The organism is Nonomuraea sp. KM88 (genome assembly GCF_052245635.1).
Lineage (GTDB): Bacteria > Actinomycetota > Actinomycetes > Streptosporangiales > Streptosporangiaceae > Nonomuraea.
This window is the reverse complement of the sequence record NZ_JBQQCC010000027.1, coordinates 64,397-79,413: the sequence shown is the minus strand read 5'-3', so window position 1 is coordinate 79,413 and position 15,017 is coordinate 64,397. Positions and strand designations below refer to the sequence as shown.

21 protein-coding genes are annotated in these 15,017 nt (G+C 69.6%); 13 read left to right on the top strand and 8 right to left on the bottom strand.

The window, feature by feature from the left end:
* The first annotated feature begins 86 nt into the window (after window positions 1–86).
* The 4 genes from ACTWPV_RS45235 (at window position 87) to ACTWPV_RS45220 (ending at window position 2,343) form a co-directional block, all read left to right on the top strand.
* Window positions 87–698: a glyoxalase gene (locus tag ACTWPV_RS45235; protein WP_443156537.1), complete on the top strand. Its 612-nt coding sequence runs from the start codon at window positions 87–89 to the stop codon at window positions 696–698.
* 47 nt (window positions 699–745) lie between these two features.
* Window positions 746–1,198: an iron chaperone gene (locus tag ACTWPV_RS45230; protein WP_443156536.1), complete on the top strand. Its 453-nt coding sequence runs from the start codon at window positions 746–748 to the stop codon at window positions 1,196–1,198.
* 112 nt (window positions 1,199–1,310) lie between these two features.
* Entirely contained in the window at window positions 1,311–1,628 is a 318-nt protein-coding gene (locus ACTWPV_RS45225) for a DUF7134 domain-containing protein (RefSeq protein ID WP_443156535.1), read from the top strand.
* A gap of 13 nt (window positions 1,629–1,641) precedes the next feature.
* On the top strand, window positions 1,642–2,343 hold the full coding sequence (locus tag ACTWPV_RS45220) for a response regulator transcription factor (protein WP_443156554.1): 702 nt from the start codon (window positions 1,642–1,644) through the stop codon (window positions 2,341–2,343).
* A gap of 127 nt (window positions 2,344–2,470) precedes the next feature.
* Here ACTWPV_RS45220 and ACTWPV_RS45215 read toward each other — a convergent pair whose 3' ends face one another.
* Both ACTWPV_RS45215 and ACTWPV_RS45210 read right to left on the bottom strand, forming a co-directional pair.
* Entirely contained in the window at window positions 2,471–3,886 is a 1,416-nt protein-coding gene (locus tag ACTWPV_RS45215) for an MFS transporter (RefSeq protein WP_443156534.1), read from the bottom strand.
* Window positions 3,887–4,131: 245 nt separating this feature from the next.
* A complete protein-coding gene (locus tag ACTWPV_RS45210; protein WP_443156533.1) occupies window positions 4,132–4,503 on the bottom strand; it encodes a hypothetical protein in 372 nt (123 codons plus the stop codon).
* A gap of 182 nt (window positions 4,504–4,685) precedes the next feature.
* Between ACTWPV_RS45210 and ACTWPV_RS45205 the strand changes: the two genes are divergently transcribed.
* Window positions 4,686–5,114, top strand: coding sequence for an organic hydroperoxide resistance protein (locus tag ACTWPV_RS45205; protein WP_443156532.1), 429 nt, complete (start codon window positions 4,686–4,688; stop codon window positions 5,112–5,114).
* Window positions 5,115–5,236: 122 nt separating this feature from the next.
* Window positions 5,237–5,830 carry a TetR/AcrR family transcriptional regulator gene (locus ACTWPV_RS45200; protein WP_443156531.1) on the top strand — a complete coding sequence of 198 codons (594 nt, stop codon included), beginning with the start codon at window positions 5,237–5,239 and terminating at the stop codon, window positions 5,828–5,830.
* 63 nt (window positions 5,831–5,893) lie between these two features.
* Here ACTWPV_RS45200 and ACTWPV_RS45195 read toward each other — a convergent pair whose 3' ends face one another.
* Complete coding sequence (locus tag ACTWPV_RS45195) at window positions 5,894–6,112, bottom strand: hypothetical protein (RefSeq protein WP_443156530.1); 219 nt, start codon at window positions 6,110–6,112, stop codon at window positions 5,894–5,896.
* Window positions 6,109–6,492: a TetR/AcrR family transcriptional regulator gene (locus ACTWPV_RS45190; RefSeq protein ID WP_443156529.1), complete on the bottom strand. Its 384-nt coding sequence runs from the start codon at window positions 6,490–6,492 to the stop codon at window positions 6,109–6,111. Before ACTWPV_RS45190 ends, ACTWPV_RS45195 begins: the two co-directional genes overlap by 4 nt.
* A 145-nt stretch (window positions 6,493–6,637) precedes the next feature.
* Between ACTWPV_RS45190 and ACTWPV_RS45185 the strand changes: the two genes are divergently transcribed.
* The 3 genes from ACTWPV_RS45185 to ACTWPV_RS45175 all read left to right on the top strand — a co-directional run bounded on the left by ACTWPV_RS45185 (window position 6,638) and on the right by ACTWPV_RS45175 (window position 9,711).
* Window positions 6,638–7,195 (top strand): hypothetical protein, encoded by a 558-nt coding sequence (locus tag ACTWPV_RS45185; RefSeq protein WP_443156528.1) that lies wholly within the window; start codon window positions 6,638–6,640, stop codon window positions 7,193–7,195.
* A gap of 1 nt (window position 7,196) precedes the next feature.
* Entirely contained in the window at window positions 7,197–8,636 is a 1,440-nt protein-coding gene (locus ACTWPV_RS45180) for a dihydrolipoyl dehydrogenase family protein (RefSeq protein ID WP_443156527.1), read from the top strand.
* 358 nt (window positions 8,637–8,994) lie between these two features.
* Window positions 8,995–9,711, top strand: coding sequence for a DNA alkylation repair protein (locus ACTWPV_RS45175; RefSeq protein ID WP_347649618.1), 717 nt, complete (start codon window positions 8,995–8,997; stop codon window positions 9,709–9,711).
* A 17-nt stretch (window positions 9,712–9,728) separates the two neighbouring features.
* Here ACTWPV_RS45175 and ACTWPV_RS45170 read toward each other — a convergent pair whose 3' ends face one another.
* From ACTWPV_RS45170 to ACTWPV_RS45160, 3 genes are all read right to left on the bottom strand, one after another.
* Window positions 9,729–10,304, bottom strand: coding sequence for a TetR family transcriptional regulator (locus tag ACTWPV_RS45170; RefSeq protein ID WP_443156526.1), 576 nt, complete (start codon window positions 10,302–10,304; stop codon window positions 9,729–9,731).
* Between the two features lie 58 nt (window positions 10,305–10,362).
* Complete coding sequence (locus tag ACTWPV_RS45165) at window positions 10,363–10,722, bottom strand: DoxX family protein (RefSeq protein WP_443156525.1); 360 nt, start codon at window positions 10,720–10,722, stop codon at window positions 10,363–10,365.
* Window positions 10,723–10,902: 180 nt separating this feature from the next.
* Entirely contained in the window at window positions 10,903–11,064 is a 162-nt protein-coding gene (locus tag ACTWPV_RS45160) for a hypothetical protein (RefSeq protein ID WP_443156524.1), read from the bottom strand.
* Between the two features lie 60 nt (window positions 11,065–11,124).
* On the opposite strand from ACTWPV_RS45160, the gene ACTWPV_RS45155 reads away from it, so the two are divergent.
* The 4 genes from ACTWPV_RS45155 (at window position 11,125) to ACTWPV_RS45140 (ending at window position 13,011) form a co-directional block, all read left to right on the top strand.
* The gene (locus ACTWPV_RS45155) at window positions 11,125–11,364 is read left to right on the top strand and encodes a hypothetical protein (protein WP_347649614.1); all 240 of its coding nucleotides are present in this window, start codon (window positions 11,125–11,127) and stop codon (window positions 11,362–11,364) included.
* Between the two features lie 166 nt (window positions 11,365–11,530).
* A complete protein-coding gene (locus ACTWPV_RS45150) occupies window positions 11,531–12,079 on the top strand; it encodes a MauE/DoxX family redox-associated membrane protein (protein ID WP_443156523.1) in 549 nt (182 codons plus the stop codon).
* 15 nt (window positions 12,080–12,094) lie between these two features.
* Window positions 12,095–12,643 carry a peroxiredoxin family protein gene (locus ACTWPV_RS45145; RefSeq protein ID WP_443156522.1) on the top strand — a complete coding sequence of 183 codons (549 nt, stop codon included), beginning with the start codon at window positions 12,095–12,097 and terminating at the stop codon, window positions 12,641–12,643.
* 227 nt (window positions 12,644–12,870) lie between these two features.
* On the top strand, window positions 12,871–13,011 hold the full coding sequence (locus ACTWPV_RS45140) for a hypothetical protein (protein WP_347649611.1): 141 nt from the start codon (window positions 12,871–12,873) through the stop codon (window positions 13,009–13,011).
* Between the two features lie 77 nt (window positions 13,012–13,088).
* Here the strand turns inward: ACTWPV_RS45140 and ACTWPV_RS45135 are convergent, their stop codons facing one another.
* Window positions 13,089–14,966, bottom strand: coding sequence for an AfsR/SARP family transcriptional regulator (locus ACTWPV_RS45135; RefSeq protein WP_443156521.1), 1,878 nt, complete (start codon window positions 14,964–14,966; stop codon window positions 13,089–13,091).
* Window positions 14,967–15,017: the final 51 nt, after the last annotated feature.

Here is a 15,017-nt window from a genome sequence, read left to right as displayed (position 1 = left end):
CCTCCCGGGTCCGCGGCGTAGCGGCCGCCGACACGACGACGAACCCATCGCGCTCAGAGAAACCCACCTCACTCAAAGGACGTGCCATGACCTCCTTCAGATCCGTCACCCTGGAAGTGCCCGACCCCTCGGCCGCGGACGTCTTCTACCAGGCCTTCGGCCTGGGCTCTTATGTGAACGTACGCGCCTCGGATGCGCCGACGACCGGTTTTCGCGGGTTCGCGCTGTCACTCGTGGTGTCCCAGCCGGGAAACGTCGACGCCTTCATCGCCGCCGCCCTCGACGCCGGCGCGACGATGCTGAAGCCGGCCACGAAGGGTTTCTGGGGCTACGGCGGCGTCGTACGCGCCCCCGACGGGACGATCTGCAAGCTGGCGACCTCGAAGAAGAAGGACACCGGCCCCGCCGCGCGGCACATCGACCAGATCGCGCTCCTGCTGGGAGTGGCGGACGTCAAGGCGAGCAAGCGGTTCTACGTCGACCGCGGCCTGGCCGTGGCCAAGAGCTTCGGCGGCAAGTACGTCGAGTTCGACACCCCATCGGCGCCCGTGACGCTGGCCCTCTACCCTCGCCGGGCCCTCGCCAAGGACACCGGCCTCTCGCAGGAGGGCACCGGATCGCACCGGATCGTGATCGGCAGCGACGCCGGGCCCTTCACCGACCCGGACGGCTTCGTCTGGGAGACCACGTCCGCCTGAAACATCCCGGTCCCGAACATCGAGATCCACAAAAGGGGAGGTCCGTCATGAGCAGCACCGGCAAGAGCACGTACGAGGGATTCACGGCCGAGGAGCGGGCCGCGATGAAGGAGCACGCCCAAGAGCAGAAGAAGGCGGCGCGCCGCAGCTCACGCGCCGACAAGGCGGCACAGGATCAGCGGGACGTGCTCGCGAAGATCGCCGAGATGTCGGAATCGGACCGGATCATGGCCGAACGCCTCCATGCCGTCATCACGGCCGGAGCCCCGGCCCTCGCGCCGAAGCTCTGGTATGGGATGCCCGCCTATGCGAGGGACGGCAGAATCGTCTGCCACTTCCAGCCCGCGGCGAAGTTCCGGACACGTCATGCGACGCTCGGATTCAGCGACCTGGCGAATCTGGACGACGGACCCATGTGGGCGGCCGCCTTCGCCCTGACCGAGGTGACGGCCGAGGTGGAGGCGCGGGTCGGAGCGTTGGTGAAGCAGGCGGTGAGCTAGGGGGCGCTGCGGATGCCGGTCGTCCTGCTGATCCAGCCCTTGTAGGCTGCCGCGTCGGTCCACACCCCGGGCCCGACGCAGCGCGCGGCCCGCGTTCCAGCTCGTCGGCGATGTGGCGATCGCCGTGTTCCTGACGTTCTTCGCCGTGGTGGCCACCATCGAGGAGATACCGCCCGACGGGCAGGTCGAGCCGCTGCCCATCCTCGCCGGAGTTCTCATGGGGCTGCCGCTGGCGGTCCGCCGCCGGTTGCCCGTTCCGGTGCTGGCGGTCGTGACCGGCACCAGCATGCTGGCGGTGGCCATGCAGTGGGTGCTACCCCATGCGGCCCTCGTGCCCGACCTGCTCCTCGTCTTCGCGATCTACCGAACTGTGGGCCAGTGCTCCGGCGTTCACGCCGGGGGTGAAGGCCCACGCGGGAGTGCCCGCTAGGCGCGAGCGTGCTCTGACCTGGCAGCGTGTCCGTGGCCTAACCTCAGACGGGTCGTTTCTGCTGCTCGATGTACTGCTTGACCACCAGTTGGTACGGATGGCGCTGCGACTCGTCATCGACGGCGAGCCGGACCTGACCGTCGTCGCGGAGGCGGCCGACGGGGACGCCGCGATCACCGTGGTGGACGAGCAGCGGCCGGACGTCGTGCTGATGGACGTGCGCATGCCCGGCCGTGACGGTCTCAGCGCGACCCGGGAGATCCTCACCCGGCCGGCGCCGCCGCGGGTGCTCATGCTGACCACGTTCGACTCCGACGATCTGGTGCTCGGCGCGCTGCGCGCCGGAGCACTCGGGTTCGTCCTCAAGGACACCCCGCCGCCGAAGATCGCCGACGCGGTGCGGACGGTCGCGGACGGGAACCCCGCGCTGTCTCCGGCGGCCACAGTACGGGTGATCGCCGCAGCCACCGGTCCACAGTCCTCCGCCGCTCGCGACTCCTCCCGCGAAGCGGCGCGGAAACGGTTGTCGGCACTGACCGAACGAGAACTCGACACTGCTCGGGCCATCGCCGACGGGCTGGGCAATCCGGAGATCGCCGAGCGGCTGCACATCAGCGTCGCGACCGTCAAGGCGCACACCGGCAACCTGTTCGCCAAGCTGGCGGTCGCGAACCGGGTGCAGATCGCGCTCCTGGTCCGCGACGCGGGGGAATGACCAGCCTGGCGCAGGGGAGACGGTGACCGCGACCGGCGCCGCCGAGGGCCTTCACGATGCGGCCGTCCCAGCAAGATCCTTCAGGCTGGGCCGGGCCAGGACGTGCCGGACACGGCCCTGCCCGGGATCACACGGTCTCTTCTTCCTGCACCGCGGCGGGCATGGAGATCCGCCAGGTGACGAAGGCGGCTGCGGCGAGCCCGGCGATGGCCAGGGCACTACTGGCGAGGAACGGGTCGATGCCGTCCAAGGCGGGAGCGAACCCGATACCGACGTAGATCGTGATCCCGGTGGAGCCGCCCAGTTGGTCGGCCGCTCGCTGGACACCGGACGCGATGCCGGCGTCGTCTTCGGTGACTCCGATCACCGCGACGTACTGCAGCCCGACGATCCCGAACCCCATCCCGGCGGCGATGAGCATCATCGCCGGAACCATCGCCAAGGCGCCGGCGTGGAGGGAGGAGGCCAGAGCGATGGCCGCCATCGCCAGCACGGTGCAGCCGATCCCGGCCAGAACGCAGGCCCGGGCGCCCCACCGGCCGAGCAGCCGGGGAACCAGCACCGAGGCCGCGATCAGGAACACCGCCAGAGGCAACATCACCAGGCCGGCCTGGAACGGACCGGCGTCCAACCGGTTCTGCAGGTAGTAGGTGAACAGCAGGAACGAGGTGGACAGCGCCGCGCTCAGCAGGGCGGTGGCAAGGTTGGCCAGGACGCGGGGCCGGCTGCGGAAGAACCGCAGCGGCACGAGCGGGTTCCGTGAACGGCGCTCGACCCTGACGAACAGGGCCCCGGCCGCTACCGCGCCGGCCAGCGCCACCGGCGGCAGCCATGGCAGCGTGCCGTCCGTCTTCCCCGCCTCGACGACCCCGAGGGTGAACAGCAGCGGGGCGGCGACCAGCAGGAGCGAGCCGAGAAGGTCCACGGGGGAGGGCTCGGCCGGCCGTTCACCCGGCACGAGGAAGACCACCGCGGCGAGCACGACCGCGACGAAAGGCACGGACAGCAGGAAGATCCACCGCCAGCCCAGCAGCTCGACGACGATTCCGGAGAGCGCGAACCCGAGAACGAGGCCACAGCTCGCGACGGCCGCCCACACGCTGAGCGCCCGCGATCTGCGCGGCCCCTCGGGGAACATGAGCACGATCACTGCCATCGCCGCCGGAAGCGCGATCGCCTCGCCGGCTCCCTGCAGCAGCCTGGCCGTCACCAGGGGAGTGAAGGAGGGCGCGAGCCCGGCCAGCAGGGACGCGGAGCCGAAGAGGGCTGTGCCGAGCAGGAGGACACGTCGTCTGCCAAGCATGTCGCCCAGCCGCCCCCCGAACATCAGCAGCCCGCCACCGGTGATCGTGTAGCCGACGACTACCCAGGTCAGCGCGTGACCGTCGACGTGGAAGGTGGCGCCGATCGAGGGCAGGGCGACGTTGACGACGGTCACGTCAACCGCGATGAAGAACTGCAGCATGGCCATGCAGCACAGCACCAGCCACGCGCGCACCGGGGACGATCCGTCCCGGCGCGAGAAGAGAATGCCTGAAAGCATCGAGCGCTCCGTTGCTCAGAAGAAGTTCCGAGCAGCACGAACGTGCCGCTCCGGTACGACCGGGGAGCGACGGACCGTTCACCAGAAGTGAGACGAACGCCCCGCCGCTAGCGGAGCGTCCTCGTCACTGCGGCACAAGCGGCCGCGCACGAAGCAGACATGCCGGCGATACTACCGGAGCCGGCGGCAGGTGATCCCGTGCCCCTCCGCCGGCGAGTACGGCGGGTCCACCCAGCTCTGACCCGTCATCTCGCGGACGCGGTGCACACAGAGCGCACCGCCACCCCGAGCGCATGGCGGTGAAGGGCGTCCAGCCGCTCCACGGCCACCGCCGATCCAGTGGCCAGGGCGAGGTGCGCGGGGCAGGCGGCGGGGTCGTCGATCGGGGAGTCGGTGCCGAACTTGGACGCTGCCACGTCATCACTCACGCGGAGGCGCCCGACGACGAGGTCCGTCAGAGCGCCGAGCTTGCCGGGCGACGTGCGCGTTCCGACCGCACCGCTCGCGACCCCGGCATCCATGGACGCGGCCGCGGCCATGGTCTGGGGAGCGGTCAGTGACGTCGCGGCCACCACCAGTGCGGTCACCGTGGTGCCGCGAACAACCTTGGTCTTCACCTGCTTGCCTTGCCTTTCCGATGTCGACGTGGCCAGTCGTGTCCACGTGGTGATCCCGGCCTGTCTGAGACAGAACGTTCGGTCTTGACGGCGCAGCCGCGCGGCATCATGATAGAGCACGATAGAACGTTCGGTCTCGCGGCGTCGGCATCGCCGCCCGTTGTGCGCAAAGGAAGAGAACCATGAGCAAACCTCTGTATCTCGGCATCGCCACATCCACCGGCGACGGCAGGGCGGGAGGGCAGGTGAGGACCGACGACGGCCTGCTCGACATCTCCCTGGCGATCCCGAAGGACATGGGAGGACCTGGTGGCGCGACCAACCCGGAGCAGCTGTTCGCGGCGGGCTGGGCCGCGTGCTTCCACTCTGCGCTGAAGGCTGTCGCGGCACAGCAGAAGACCCGGATCACCGACTCCGCGGTCATCGCCGAGGTTCAGATTCATCCGACACCGGAAGGCGGGTTCAGCCTCAGTGCCGCACTGCATGTCGAACTGTCCGGTGTGGAGCAGGCGACGGCCGACAAGCTCGTCGACGCCGCCCACGCGATCTGCCCGTACTCCAACGCGACACGCGGCAACATTCCGGTGACCGTGGACGCGACCGTCGCCTAATGGGAGCTACCGGTTCCAGGGATGTCTGACGCCGGTGGCCGGGCCGATGCGGACCGTCGGCCCGGCCCTTCGACCGGCGGCTTCCCAGAAGACTGACCGTTCTATCTGGTACGCTCGCCTCGATGGTGGACAACACTCGCGTCCAGGTCTCCGAAGCGCGATCAAGGCTGCTCGCGACGGCGACTCGGATTTTCTACGCGGAAGGCCTGCACTCCGTCGGGATCGACCGGATCGTCGCGGAGGCGAAGGTCACCCGTGCCACGCTCTACCGGCACTTCCCCAGCAAGGACGCGCTCGTCGTCGCATATCTGCAGGGAATCGACCAGGCCATTCGCGACCAGGTCGGCGAAGCCCTGGCCAGCGGCCTGCCGGCGGTCGACATCCTGCGGGCCGTCGCCAGGTCGATCGCCGAGAGCATCGGGTCGGCCGAGTTCCGCGGATGCGCCTTCCTCAACGCGGTCGCGGAATATCCGGACCCCGAGCATCCCGTGCACCAAGCCGTCCTCGCCCACCGCGAGTGGTTCCTTGACACCGTCACGGACCTGCTCGCGCAAGTCGGGCAGACGCCGCCGGAGCTCGCGGGCCGGCATTTCGTGATGCTTCGCGACGGCGCGATGGCATCGGGTTGCCTGACCGATCCGGCGGGGATCCGCGACACGTTCCTGCAGGGGGTCGAGGGGATCCTGCAGTTCCGCAGCAACTCCGCCTCGGGCTAGCGACGACGTCTCTGGCCTGGATGCCCACCGCGCGCTGGAGCGCCGCTGACCGCGGCGGTCCCGTCAGCCGCCTGTCGCCGGTGAGACGTGAGCGTGCAGGAGTCCCTCGACTCCGCGAAGAAAGGTGTCGCAGACCAGCGCCGGGTCGGACAGGCAGCCCGATGCCATCGCGCCGTCGCGAAGCATCACGAAGTGCCGGGCGGCCGGCCCGGCGTGCGCTTCCCGGATCCGGGCCAGCAGTCCCGTGACGGTGTCCAGAAACCACCGCCGGTGCGCGATCACGGCCCGGTGCACCGGGTGGTCGGGGTCGGGGTATTCGGCGACCGCGTTGAGGAAGGCGCATCGCGGAAGCCGGGGGACTGGATGCTCTGGGCGATGGCTCTGCCGACTGCTCGAACGGTTTCGGCGGCGGGAAGCCCGCCGGCGATGGCGGCGTCGGTGACCGCTCGCACGGCCTGGTCGGTCTCGTTGAGGTAGGCGAGGATGAGGTCTTCTTTGCCGGGAAAGTGCCGGTAGAGAGTGGCTCGGGTGACCTGTGCCTCGGCGACGATGCGGTCGATGCCGACAGCGTTGATCCCCTCCGTGTAGAAGAGCCTGGTCGCCGTGTCGAGCAGGCGGGCCCGCGCTTCGGACCGTCGCCCTCCGGATTCGGTGCGCTCCATGGTGTCCAAGTTATCAGATAGAACGTTCTGTCTTGACAGTTCGGCGCCTCGTGGCCATGCTGAGTCGCGATAGAACGTTCGGTCTCATCATCGGCGTGGAAGCCGCCCGTCGCGGCGCCCGCCGTACACCATCGAAAGGATCATCGTGACCACCGTCGAGACACTTTCCACCAGCGGGATCGCTCTGGCGCTGCGCCGGCTCTACTTCGTGCGGTTCGCGTTCGCCATCGTCTGGGCGGCCTTGCTGTTCGCCACCATGTCGCAGCTCGGGCCGCTCAGTATCGCCCTGATTGTCCTTTATCCCCTGTTTGACGTCGCCGCGGCGATCGTGGACGCCCGCTCGTCCCGTGCCGCCGGACCGCCTTACGGGCTCTACGTGAACATCGCGATCAGCCTCCTCGCCGCAGCCGGCCTGGCCGTCGCCGGCGCCTCCGGCGCCCCGGCGATCCTGCGCGTGTGGGGTGTCTGGGCGGTCGTCTCCGGGCTCGTCCAGCTGATCGTCGGTGTCAGCCGTCGCAAGATGGGCGGCCAGTGGGCGATGATCCTCAGCGGGGGCATCTCCGTGCTGGCCGGGACGTCGTTCTTCCTGGGGGCCTCCGCGCCCAACCCCATGCTGACCAACGTGGCCGGCTACGCCGTCCTCGGCGGTGTCTTCTTCCTCGTCTCGGCACTGCGCCTCGGCCGCGCCGCCAAGGGGAACTGACGTGGACGCCACCACGTACGACGTCATCGTCATCGGCGCGGGCCCGGTCGGGGAGAACGTCGCCGACCGGGTGGTGCGGGGCGGCTTGAGCGCCGCCATCGTCGAGCGGGAGCTGGTCGGAGGCGAGTGCTCCTACTGGGCTTGCATGCCGACCAAGGCATTACTGCGGAGCGCGGCGTCGCTTCGGGCGGCCCGCCAGGTGCCCGGCGCACGTGAGGCGGTGACGGGCGACCTGGACGTGGCCGCCGTCCTCGGCCGTCGCGACGCCTTCGCCTCGCACTGGAAGGACGACGGCCAGGCCGCCTGGCTCGAGCAGGTGGGGGTTCCGCTGTACCGCGGACAGGGACGGATCACGTCCGCCCGGACGGTCGAGGTGACCGGAGGCGACGCCGGCAGGACCTCGCTGACCGCGCGGCACGCTGTCGTCATCGCGACAGGAAGCGGCGCGCTGGTCCCGGACATCGCCGGTCTGCGCGAGGCGGCGCCATGGACGAGCCGGGAAGCGGTCGCCGCGAACGAGGTCCCGCGCCGCCTCGCCGTCATCGGCGGTGGCGTGGTGGCCTCGGAGATGGCCACCGCGTTCGCCGGTCTCGGGGCGTCGGTGACGATGCTGGCCCGCGACGGCGTGCTGCCGCACGCGGAGCCGTTCGCCGGCGAGCGGGTCATCGAGTCGCTGCGGGACGCCGGCGTGTCGGTGCACCCGGGCGCGGAGGCCGGAGCCGTGAAGCGCGCCGGCGACGGGACCGTGCACATCACCCTCACCGACGGCGGGCAGATCGAGGCCGACGAACTGCTCGTCGCGACCGGCCGTACACCGAACACCCAGGACCTCGGACTGGACACCATCGGCCTGACCCCGGGTGCCTGGCTCGCGGTCGACGACACGTTGCGGGTCCTCGGGGACGACGGGGCGCCGATCGGTGACGGGTGGTTGTACGCCGCCGGCGACGTCAACCGGCGCGTGCTGCTGACCCACCAGGGCAAGTACCAGGCCCGCGCCGTGGGGGACGTCATCGTGGCCCGCGCGAAGGGGGAAACGGTCGAGGACGGCCGGTGGGGGCGGCACGCGGCGACGGCCGACGAGCGTGCGGTGCCCCAGGTGGTGTTCACCGAGCCGGAGATCGCCTCGGTGGGGCTGACCGCGGCCGCCGCCGAGGCCGCCGGGCTGCGGATCAGGGTCGTCGACCACGACCTGGGCGCCGTCGCCGGGGCCGCCCTGCAGGCCGACGGGTACCGCGGCCACGCGCGCATGGTCGTCGACGAGGACCGGAAGGTCGTCGTCGGCTTCACGCTCGCCGGCCCGGACGTCGCGGAGTTGCTGCACGCGGCGACGATCGCGGTCGTCGGCGAGATTCCGCTGGACCGGCTGTGGCACGCGGTCCCGGCCTATCCCACCGTCAGCGAGGTCTGGCTGCGGCTGCTGGAAGCCTACGGCCGCTGAAGGGCCGGCCCTGTCAGGCGGTCGGGCCGGCGCTGATGGCCGGCGCGATCACCGGCACCTTCGTCCAACGCCACCAGCGGCATCTTCCCCAGCTGACGATCGGAGGGTTCGAGACCCTTGCCCTGCCAACCGTCAGCAGGGTGCGCCACACCGCTCCTGTGACCCGGCTCACCCGGACGCAGGCGGCCTCCTGCTGTTTTTGGCTCTACCGTGGATCACGGTGCGCACGGAACGCCTGTGTCGGCATGGCCGTCCTGACTCAGCCCACATCGACCGGCAGGCAGGGCCGCAAGCCATGCCATGCGCATCCCGCCCTCAGGGCCGTCCGCCACCCCGGAGAAGGGAGAGGAACCAAGACATGACCCCCACCAGTGCCGCGTTCACCGAACGGTTGATGGCCCTGCCGGTGCCGGAGACACGCACGTACCGCCCGTCCGGGCCTGGCACCGTGCTGGGCCTGCGCATGCGGGACATCTTCGCACTGGCCAAGGAATCCATCGACATGGAGCCGGGCGAGATCGCCAAGCTGCTCGACAACGATGTGCACGAGATCAGGGTCGGCGCGTGCAGCATCATGGACAAGCAGGCCCGCCGCAAGCGCACACCGGACGCCCGCCGAGCGCAGTTGTACGACCTCTACCTCGGCCGCCACGACCGCATCAACACCTGGGACCTGGTGGACCTGGCCGCGCCGTACGTCGTGGGAGGCCACCTGTACGGCAGATCCCGCTCCACGCTGTATGAGCTGGCCCGCTCTGCCCACTGGTGGGAGCGGCGCACCGCCATCGTCGCAACCTCCTACTTCATCCGCCAGAACGATCTCGTCGACGCCTTCGGCATCGCTGAGATCCTGGTGGATGATCCGGCTGCCCTGGTGCAGAAGGCCTATGGCGGCTGGATCCGTGAGGCAGGAAAGCGGGATCGGGCACTGTTGCTCGGCTTCCTGGACCGGTACGCCGCCACCATGCCCCGCACGGCCCTGCGCTACGCCGTCGAACATCTCGACGGCGAGCTCAAGGCGCACTACATGGGCCTGGCACGGCAGTCTCCCCGACCTGACGGCCCGCCTCCCTGAGGGCGGGCCGTCGCTGCTCACCCCTGTGCCTGGCCGGAGCTGTCCGGTACGAGTGGCAGGAGGAACTCGTAGAGGTCGCGAAGCTGGTCGGCGTCGACGGGGGGAAAGACGACGGTTGCTCCGACCGCGAGCAGGTAGGGCAACAGGGCCGCCGTCCGGGCCTCCTCGTCGCTGGCGACGGCTGATCTCCACACCCGCTGGAGCGCGGACACCCTGGCCTCGTCCAGGCGAGCCTGAACGGCTCGCACATCCGCATCCCAAGTCGCCCACGCCCGCAGTGCGGTGTCGATCTCCGGGCGATAGAGTCCGGTGCCGCCAGGGCGGACGAGTTCTGTCAGCCGTGCGAGGACCACCCGGGCGCCGGCCGATTCCCCGATTTCGGCAATGGCATTCTCGAGCGCTTCGACCGACAGGTGCTCGAAATGGGCGAGAAGCGCTTTCTTATATCCCTCGGCGCCATCGAAGTGATGGTGGAACGATCCTTTCGACAGGTTGAGTCGAGCGGCGATCCGGTCGATTCGAATCCCTGCCGCACCTTCTTCCGCAAGGACCTTCAGGCCTTCGTTCAGCCACCGGTCTCGTGCCGTGCTCATCCGACGAACGTACCATTGGGTATGGAGTGGTCGGCGTTCGCCGAGGCGCGTGCGAGCTTCATGTCATGAAGCTGTAGACGCCGACTCCGATGCAGATCAGCAGCATGGCGGTGGCGTTGAGGAAGAGGTTGCGGCCGAGGTCTCGGGCCGCGATGTGCATCGCGATGGCGACCATGAAGTAGAGGACGAGCGCGACACAGGTCACGGCGCCGAGGTAGGGCAGCCAGATGCCCAGGATCAGACCGGCCGCGGCGGCGAATTTCACCGGTGGCATGATCCACCAGTAACGTCGCGGCCAGTTCACGTCTTCGAAGCACTGGGCGATGAACGGAACGGGTTTGACGCACATGACGGCGTCGCCGGCCTGGATGATCGCCAGGACGACAACCGGCCAAACCGGATCGGGTAATGCTGACATGTCTTTCCTCGGTCGTTGAATGGTTCACGCGTTACCATACTATACCGTATGGTATGGGTGTTCGCGTTGACGCGGGCCTGATCGCCGGAAGGCCGCTCGCGCGGCCTGCCCCGATCCGGCTCCATGACCTGATGAAGTGGCCCAGGTGTGACACGCGCGGGTCTCACGGCCAGCGAGAATTCATGGTTCCAGGCGGCTCAATGCAGGCCAGAAGGAGAAATAGACCTGGCGGTTCTCCCGGAACACCTTCTCGAACGAGAGGTTCCCGATGGTCTGTTCCTCAAGCTCGTCGCCCTCCTCCAGCGGGCGCACGTCGCACAACCCGGGCAACACCGCCGCCACACCCGGGCTGGATAGCGTCCGACGCAGAGAAGAGCCACGCGTAGCAAGGGAGGAAACACCATGTCCATCGACACGGTTCAGGTGGCCGATCCAACCGCGTTCGCCGAGTTCACGACGTCCGAGGCGCCTGCTCTGGACACAAGATCGCAGGACCCGGCGAACATCGCTCTCATGGACGAGTTCGACCTCGACATCCTCGTGTCGTCGATGCCCGGCGAGATCAGGGACGGCGAGTGCGACAGGTGGTCGAACTGCGTGTGCATCACCGTTTGCGCCACCCACCCATGGAGCTGCGCCTGAGCATGCGGGCTTGCGGACGGGCAACGGTCGGCCCCGAGCGGCCTGTCTCCGGGGACGAGGCCGGTTTCCCGTAGTCGGCTCACCATCGCCGAGCCGTCGACGACCGGGGATCGAATCGGATCTCGACGGCTCGGCGGTCCGGCGCTGCCGCGCACACCCTTTTGCCATGAGGATGCAGATGCTGATCGCTTATATCGGCTTTGGTTGCCGTATATTGCTCGCCTTGGTTTTCGTCGCCGCTGCCGGGAGCAAGGTGCGCGGGCGGCGGGGTTTCATCGAATTCCGTGCCACCGTAAGTGCGTTCGGCGTGAAAGCGCGCTGGAGTTCCGCCGTCGCCGGTGCGGTGATCGCGTGCGAGTTGGCCGCGGCGGCACTGATGCCGGCCGGCGTCACCGCGCCCGCGGGATTGGGCATCGGGGCCGCGCTGCTGATCGTCTTCTCGCTGGTGATCGCATCAGCCCTGAGGCGTGGCACGTCGACGAGCTGCCGGTGCTTCGGCACGTCGACGCAGCCGCTCGGGGCGCGGCATCTCGTACGCAACGCGATTCTCCTCATGACCGCCGGCGTGGGCCTGGCGGGAACCGTGCTGACCGGCCACATGGGGAGCGCCGGGTTCGACACGGCGGCCTTGATCGTCTCCGGGTTCGCGGCCGTCGTCGCGGCGGCACTGGTCATCGCGTACGACGACCTCGTGGCCCTGGTTCTACCCCGCTGAAGGAGGAGCGTGTCGATGGATGGTGTGACGGCCGCCGCGATCGTCGTCGTCGGTGTGTTGGGCGGGCTCAACCTGCTGCTGGTGCTCCTTGCGCTGCACCGGCTGCGCGAGTACACAGCCAAATGGGCTCGGGCGGGTCTCGACCAGCTCTTGGAGCGTGATTCTCTGCCCCGGGCCGGAGACCGCGTCGCCGATTTCACCGCGACCGCGACCGATGGCGAGACGGTGTCCCTGCGCGGCCTGAAGGGCCCGCTTCTCGCCGCGTTCTTCTCCACGGGGTGTTCCTCCTGCCGCAAGGCGCTGCCCCGCTTCGTCGACCACGCCAAGGCACTGCCGGGTGGACGGAAGCAGATCCTGGCGGTGGTCGCCGGATCGGCCGAGCAGGGCGCGGACCTCGTCGACGCCGTGCGCGAGGTCGCCCGAGTGGTCGTCGAGCCGCAGACGGGCCCGGTGTCGCAGGCGTTCGGTGTGCGGAACTGGCCCACCTTCGTCGTGCTCGACCAGGACGGCACGGTCCGGAAGAGCGCGGGCGACCTGCGCGAGGTCACGCCTGCCAGACCGTGACTTTCGCATTTCCGGCCTGCCGTACACGGCTTCGTCCGTGTACGGCAGGCCGGCGCTTCTTCACGACAGTTCGCCGCCCACGCATTCCATTGCACCATCGGGCTGCCTCAATTCGGCATCACGCTTGATCCGGAGGGACGCGAAATCTGAGGCGGATCCTATGCGCCTATGAGGACGGCCGGCCTTTTACTGATGTCGACAGTTCTCACGGAGAAATGGAGTCCCTCATGAAGTTCTTCGCACGGTTCCTTGCCGCGACCGCCGTGGCCGGGCTGGCGCTCGTGGGAGCGTCGTACACGAGCGCGGCCAACGCCTCGACCGGGGCCCCTTCGAGCGGCATCTTCGACCACGACTGCTGCAACAACTGACGGGACGGGTCGTGCACCGGGCGCCGCAGCCGCAGCCTCAGTCATCATGGCGAGGCGCGGCGGCGGCGCCCGGACGCCTACCCGTTGCGCTCGGCCAGGGCCCCTCTCGGAGGGCGGGGCAGGCCGATGAGCGGCATCGCTCGCCCCGTCGAGCCGCTGCCTTCTCCGGTCGCCAGCTCCGCGCCGTGATCGCGTATCAGGCCGTGGAAGGCGTAGCGGCCCGGGGCCGGCTCCTGCAGCAGGTTCGCCTCCATCAGGCCCTCCAGAACCCGCTCGGCCGCCAGGGTGTCCGCGTCCATGAGGGCGGCGGCCTGGTCGGCGCCGAAACTCTCGCAGGTGTGCGCGCAGAGCAGCCGGTAGGCGCGCTGCAGGCGCTCGGGGAGGCTCCGGTACGACATGTCGATGGCGACGGCGACGCTGCGCTCTCCGACCGCCAGCTCGGCCAGCCGCCGGCGTGCCGGGGTCAGCCGGGCCAGGAGCCGGACCACGCTCCAGGTGGGATGGGAGCGCAGCCGCGTGGCGGCCAGCCGGATGGCCAGCGGGAGAAGCTCGCACCGCGTCACGGTCTCGGCCAGCGTTCCGGCGGCGGTGCCGGCCACTCGATGCGGTCCGGCGACGCGGGTGAACATCGCGATCGCGTCGGCCGGCGGCGGAACGCCGAGCGTCAGCGTGCGCGTTCCGTCCAGACCTGTCAGGCGTCTTCTGCTGGTGACCAGGACACGGCAGCTCGCGCTGCCCGGCAGGAGCGGCCGGATCTGTGCTTCGCCGGCCGCGTCGTCGAGCACGAGCAGGACCTTCCGGTCTGCCAGCAGGCCGCGATACAGAGCCGCCCGGTCCTCCACGTGGGGCGGGATGCGGTCCGCGGGCACGTTGAGGGTGCGGAGCAGGCGATGAAGCGCGTCCTCCGGCGGCACCGGAGCGCAGCCGGGCGTGTGGCCGTGCAGGTCGATGAAGAGCTGGCCGTCGGGAAAAAGGGCGGCCACCTGGTGGGCGTGGTGGACGACGAGCGTCGTCTTGCCCACGCCGGCCATCCCGTCGACCACGATCGCCGTCGCCGGCTCCGCCTGCACCAGAGCGGCCAGCGAGGCGAGGTCGCGCTCGCGGCCGACGAAGTCCACCGTGGCCGGAGGGAGCCGTCGCGGTGACGCGGCGAAGAGCGATGCGACCCCGGCAGGGCGATCCGGTGGATCGCCCGTCGCCGAGGGACCGGCGACGACAGCAGCACGCGGGTGATCGGCGGGCGGTTCCGCGTGGGCGTTCGGGTGATCGGCGAGCTGTTCCGCGTACAACCGCTGGATGGCGGGATGGGGATCCACGCCGAGATCGTGCGCCAGCCGTGTCCGGAGCTCCTCGTACCGATCGAGAACCTCCGCCCGCCTGCCGTCCTGGCCGAGCGCCTGAAGCAGGCGCAGCCACAACGACTCGCGCAGGGGATGCCGGCTGGTCAGCCTCCTCAGGTCCGCGGTGAAGCGGCTCTTCCGCCCGCCGACGAGGTCCAGGTCGACGCGCCGCTCCAGCGCCGCCAGGTGCCGCTCGGTCAGGTGCGGCGCCTCGCTCTCCCGCAACCAGGGGGAATCCACGTCCTCGAACGGCTCGCTCCGCCACAGGGCCAGCGCCTCGTCGAGGAGCTCACGTTCGGCATCGGGGTCCCGAGCCTGCGCGGCCCGGTCGAGAATACGCAGGAAGCGCAGCGCGTCGACGTCATCCGCGTCGGCACGCAGCAGCAACCCTCCCGGGCGCGTTTCGATCAACCGATCGCCCATGGCGCTCCGCAGCCGTGCGGCGTAGTTCTGCAGGCTCCGCCGCGAGTCGGCCGGGAACCGGTCGCACCACACCATCTCGGCCAGCCGTTCCACCGAGACGACCCGGCCCGCCGACAGCGCCAGGGCCACCAGCAGCGTGCGCAGCTTGCCGGCTGTCAGCCGGACCGGCCGCCCTTCGACCGCGACGGACAAGGGACCAAGGATTCCGACCGTCAACCTCGGCAATGTCGTCCCCCCATGCGG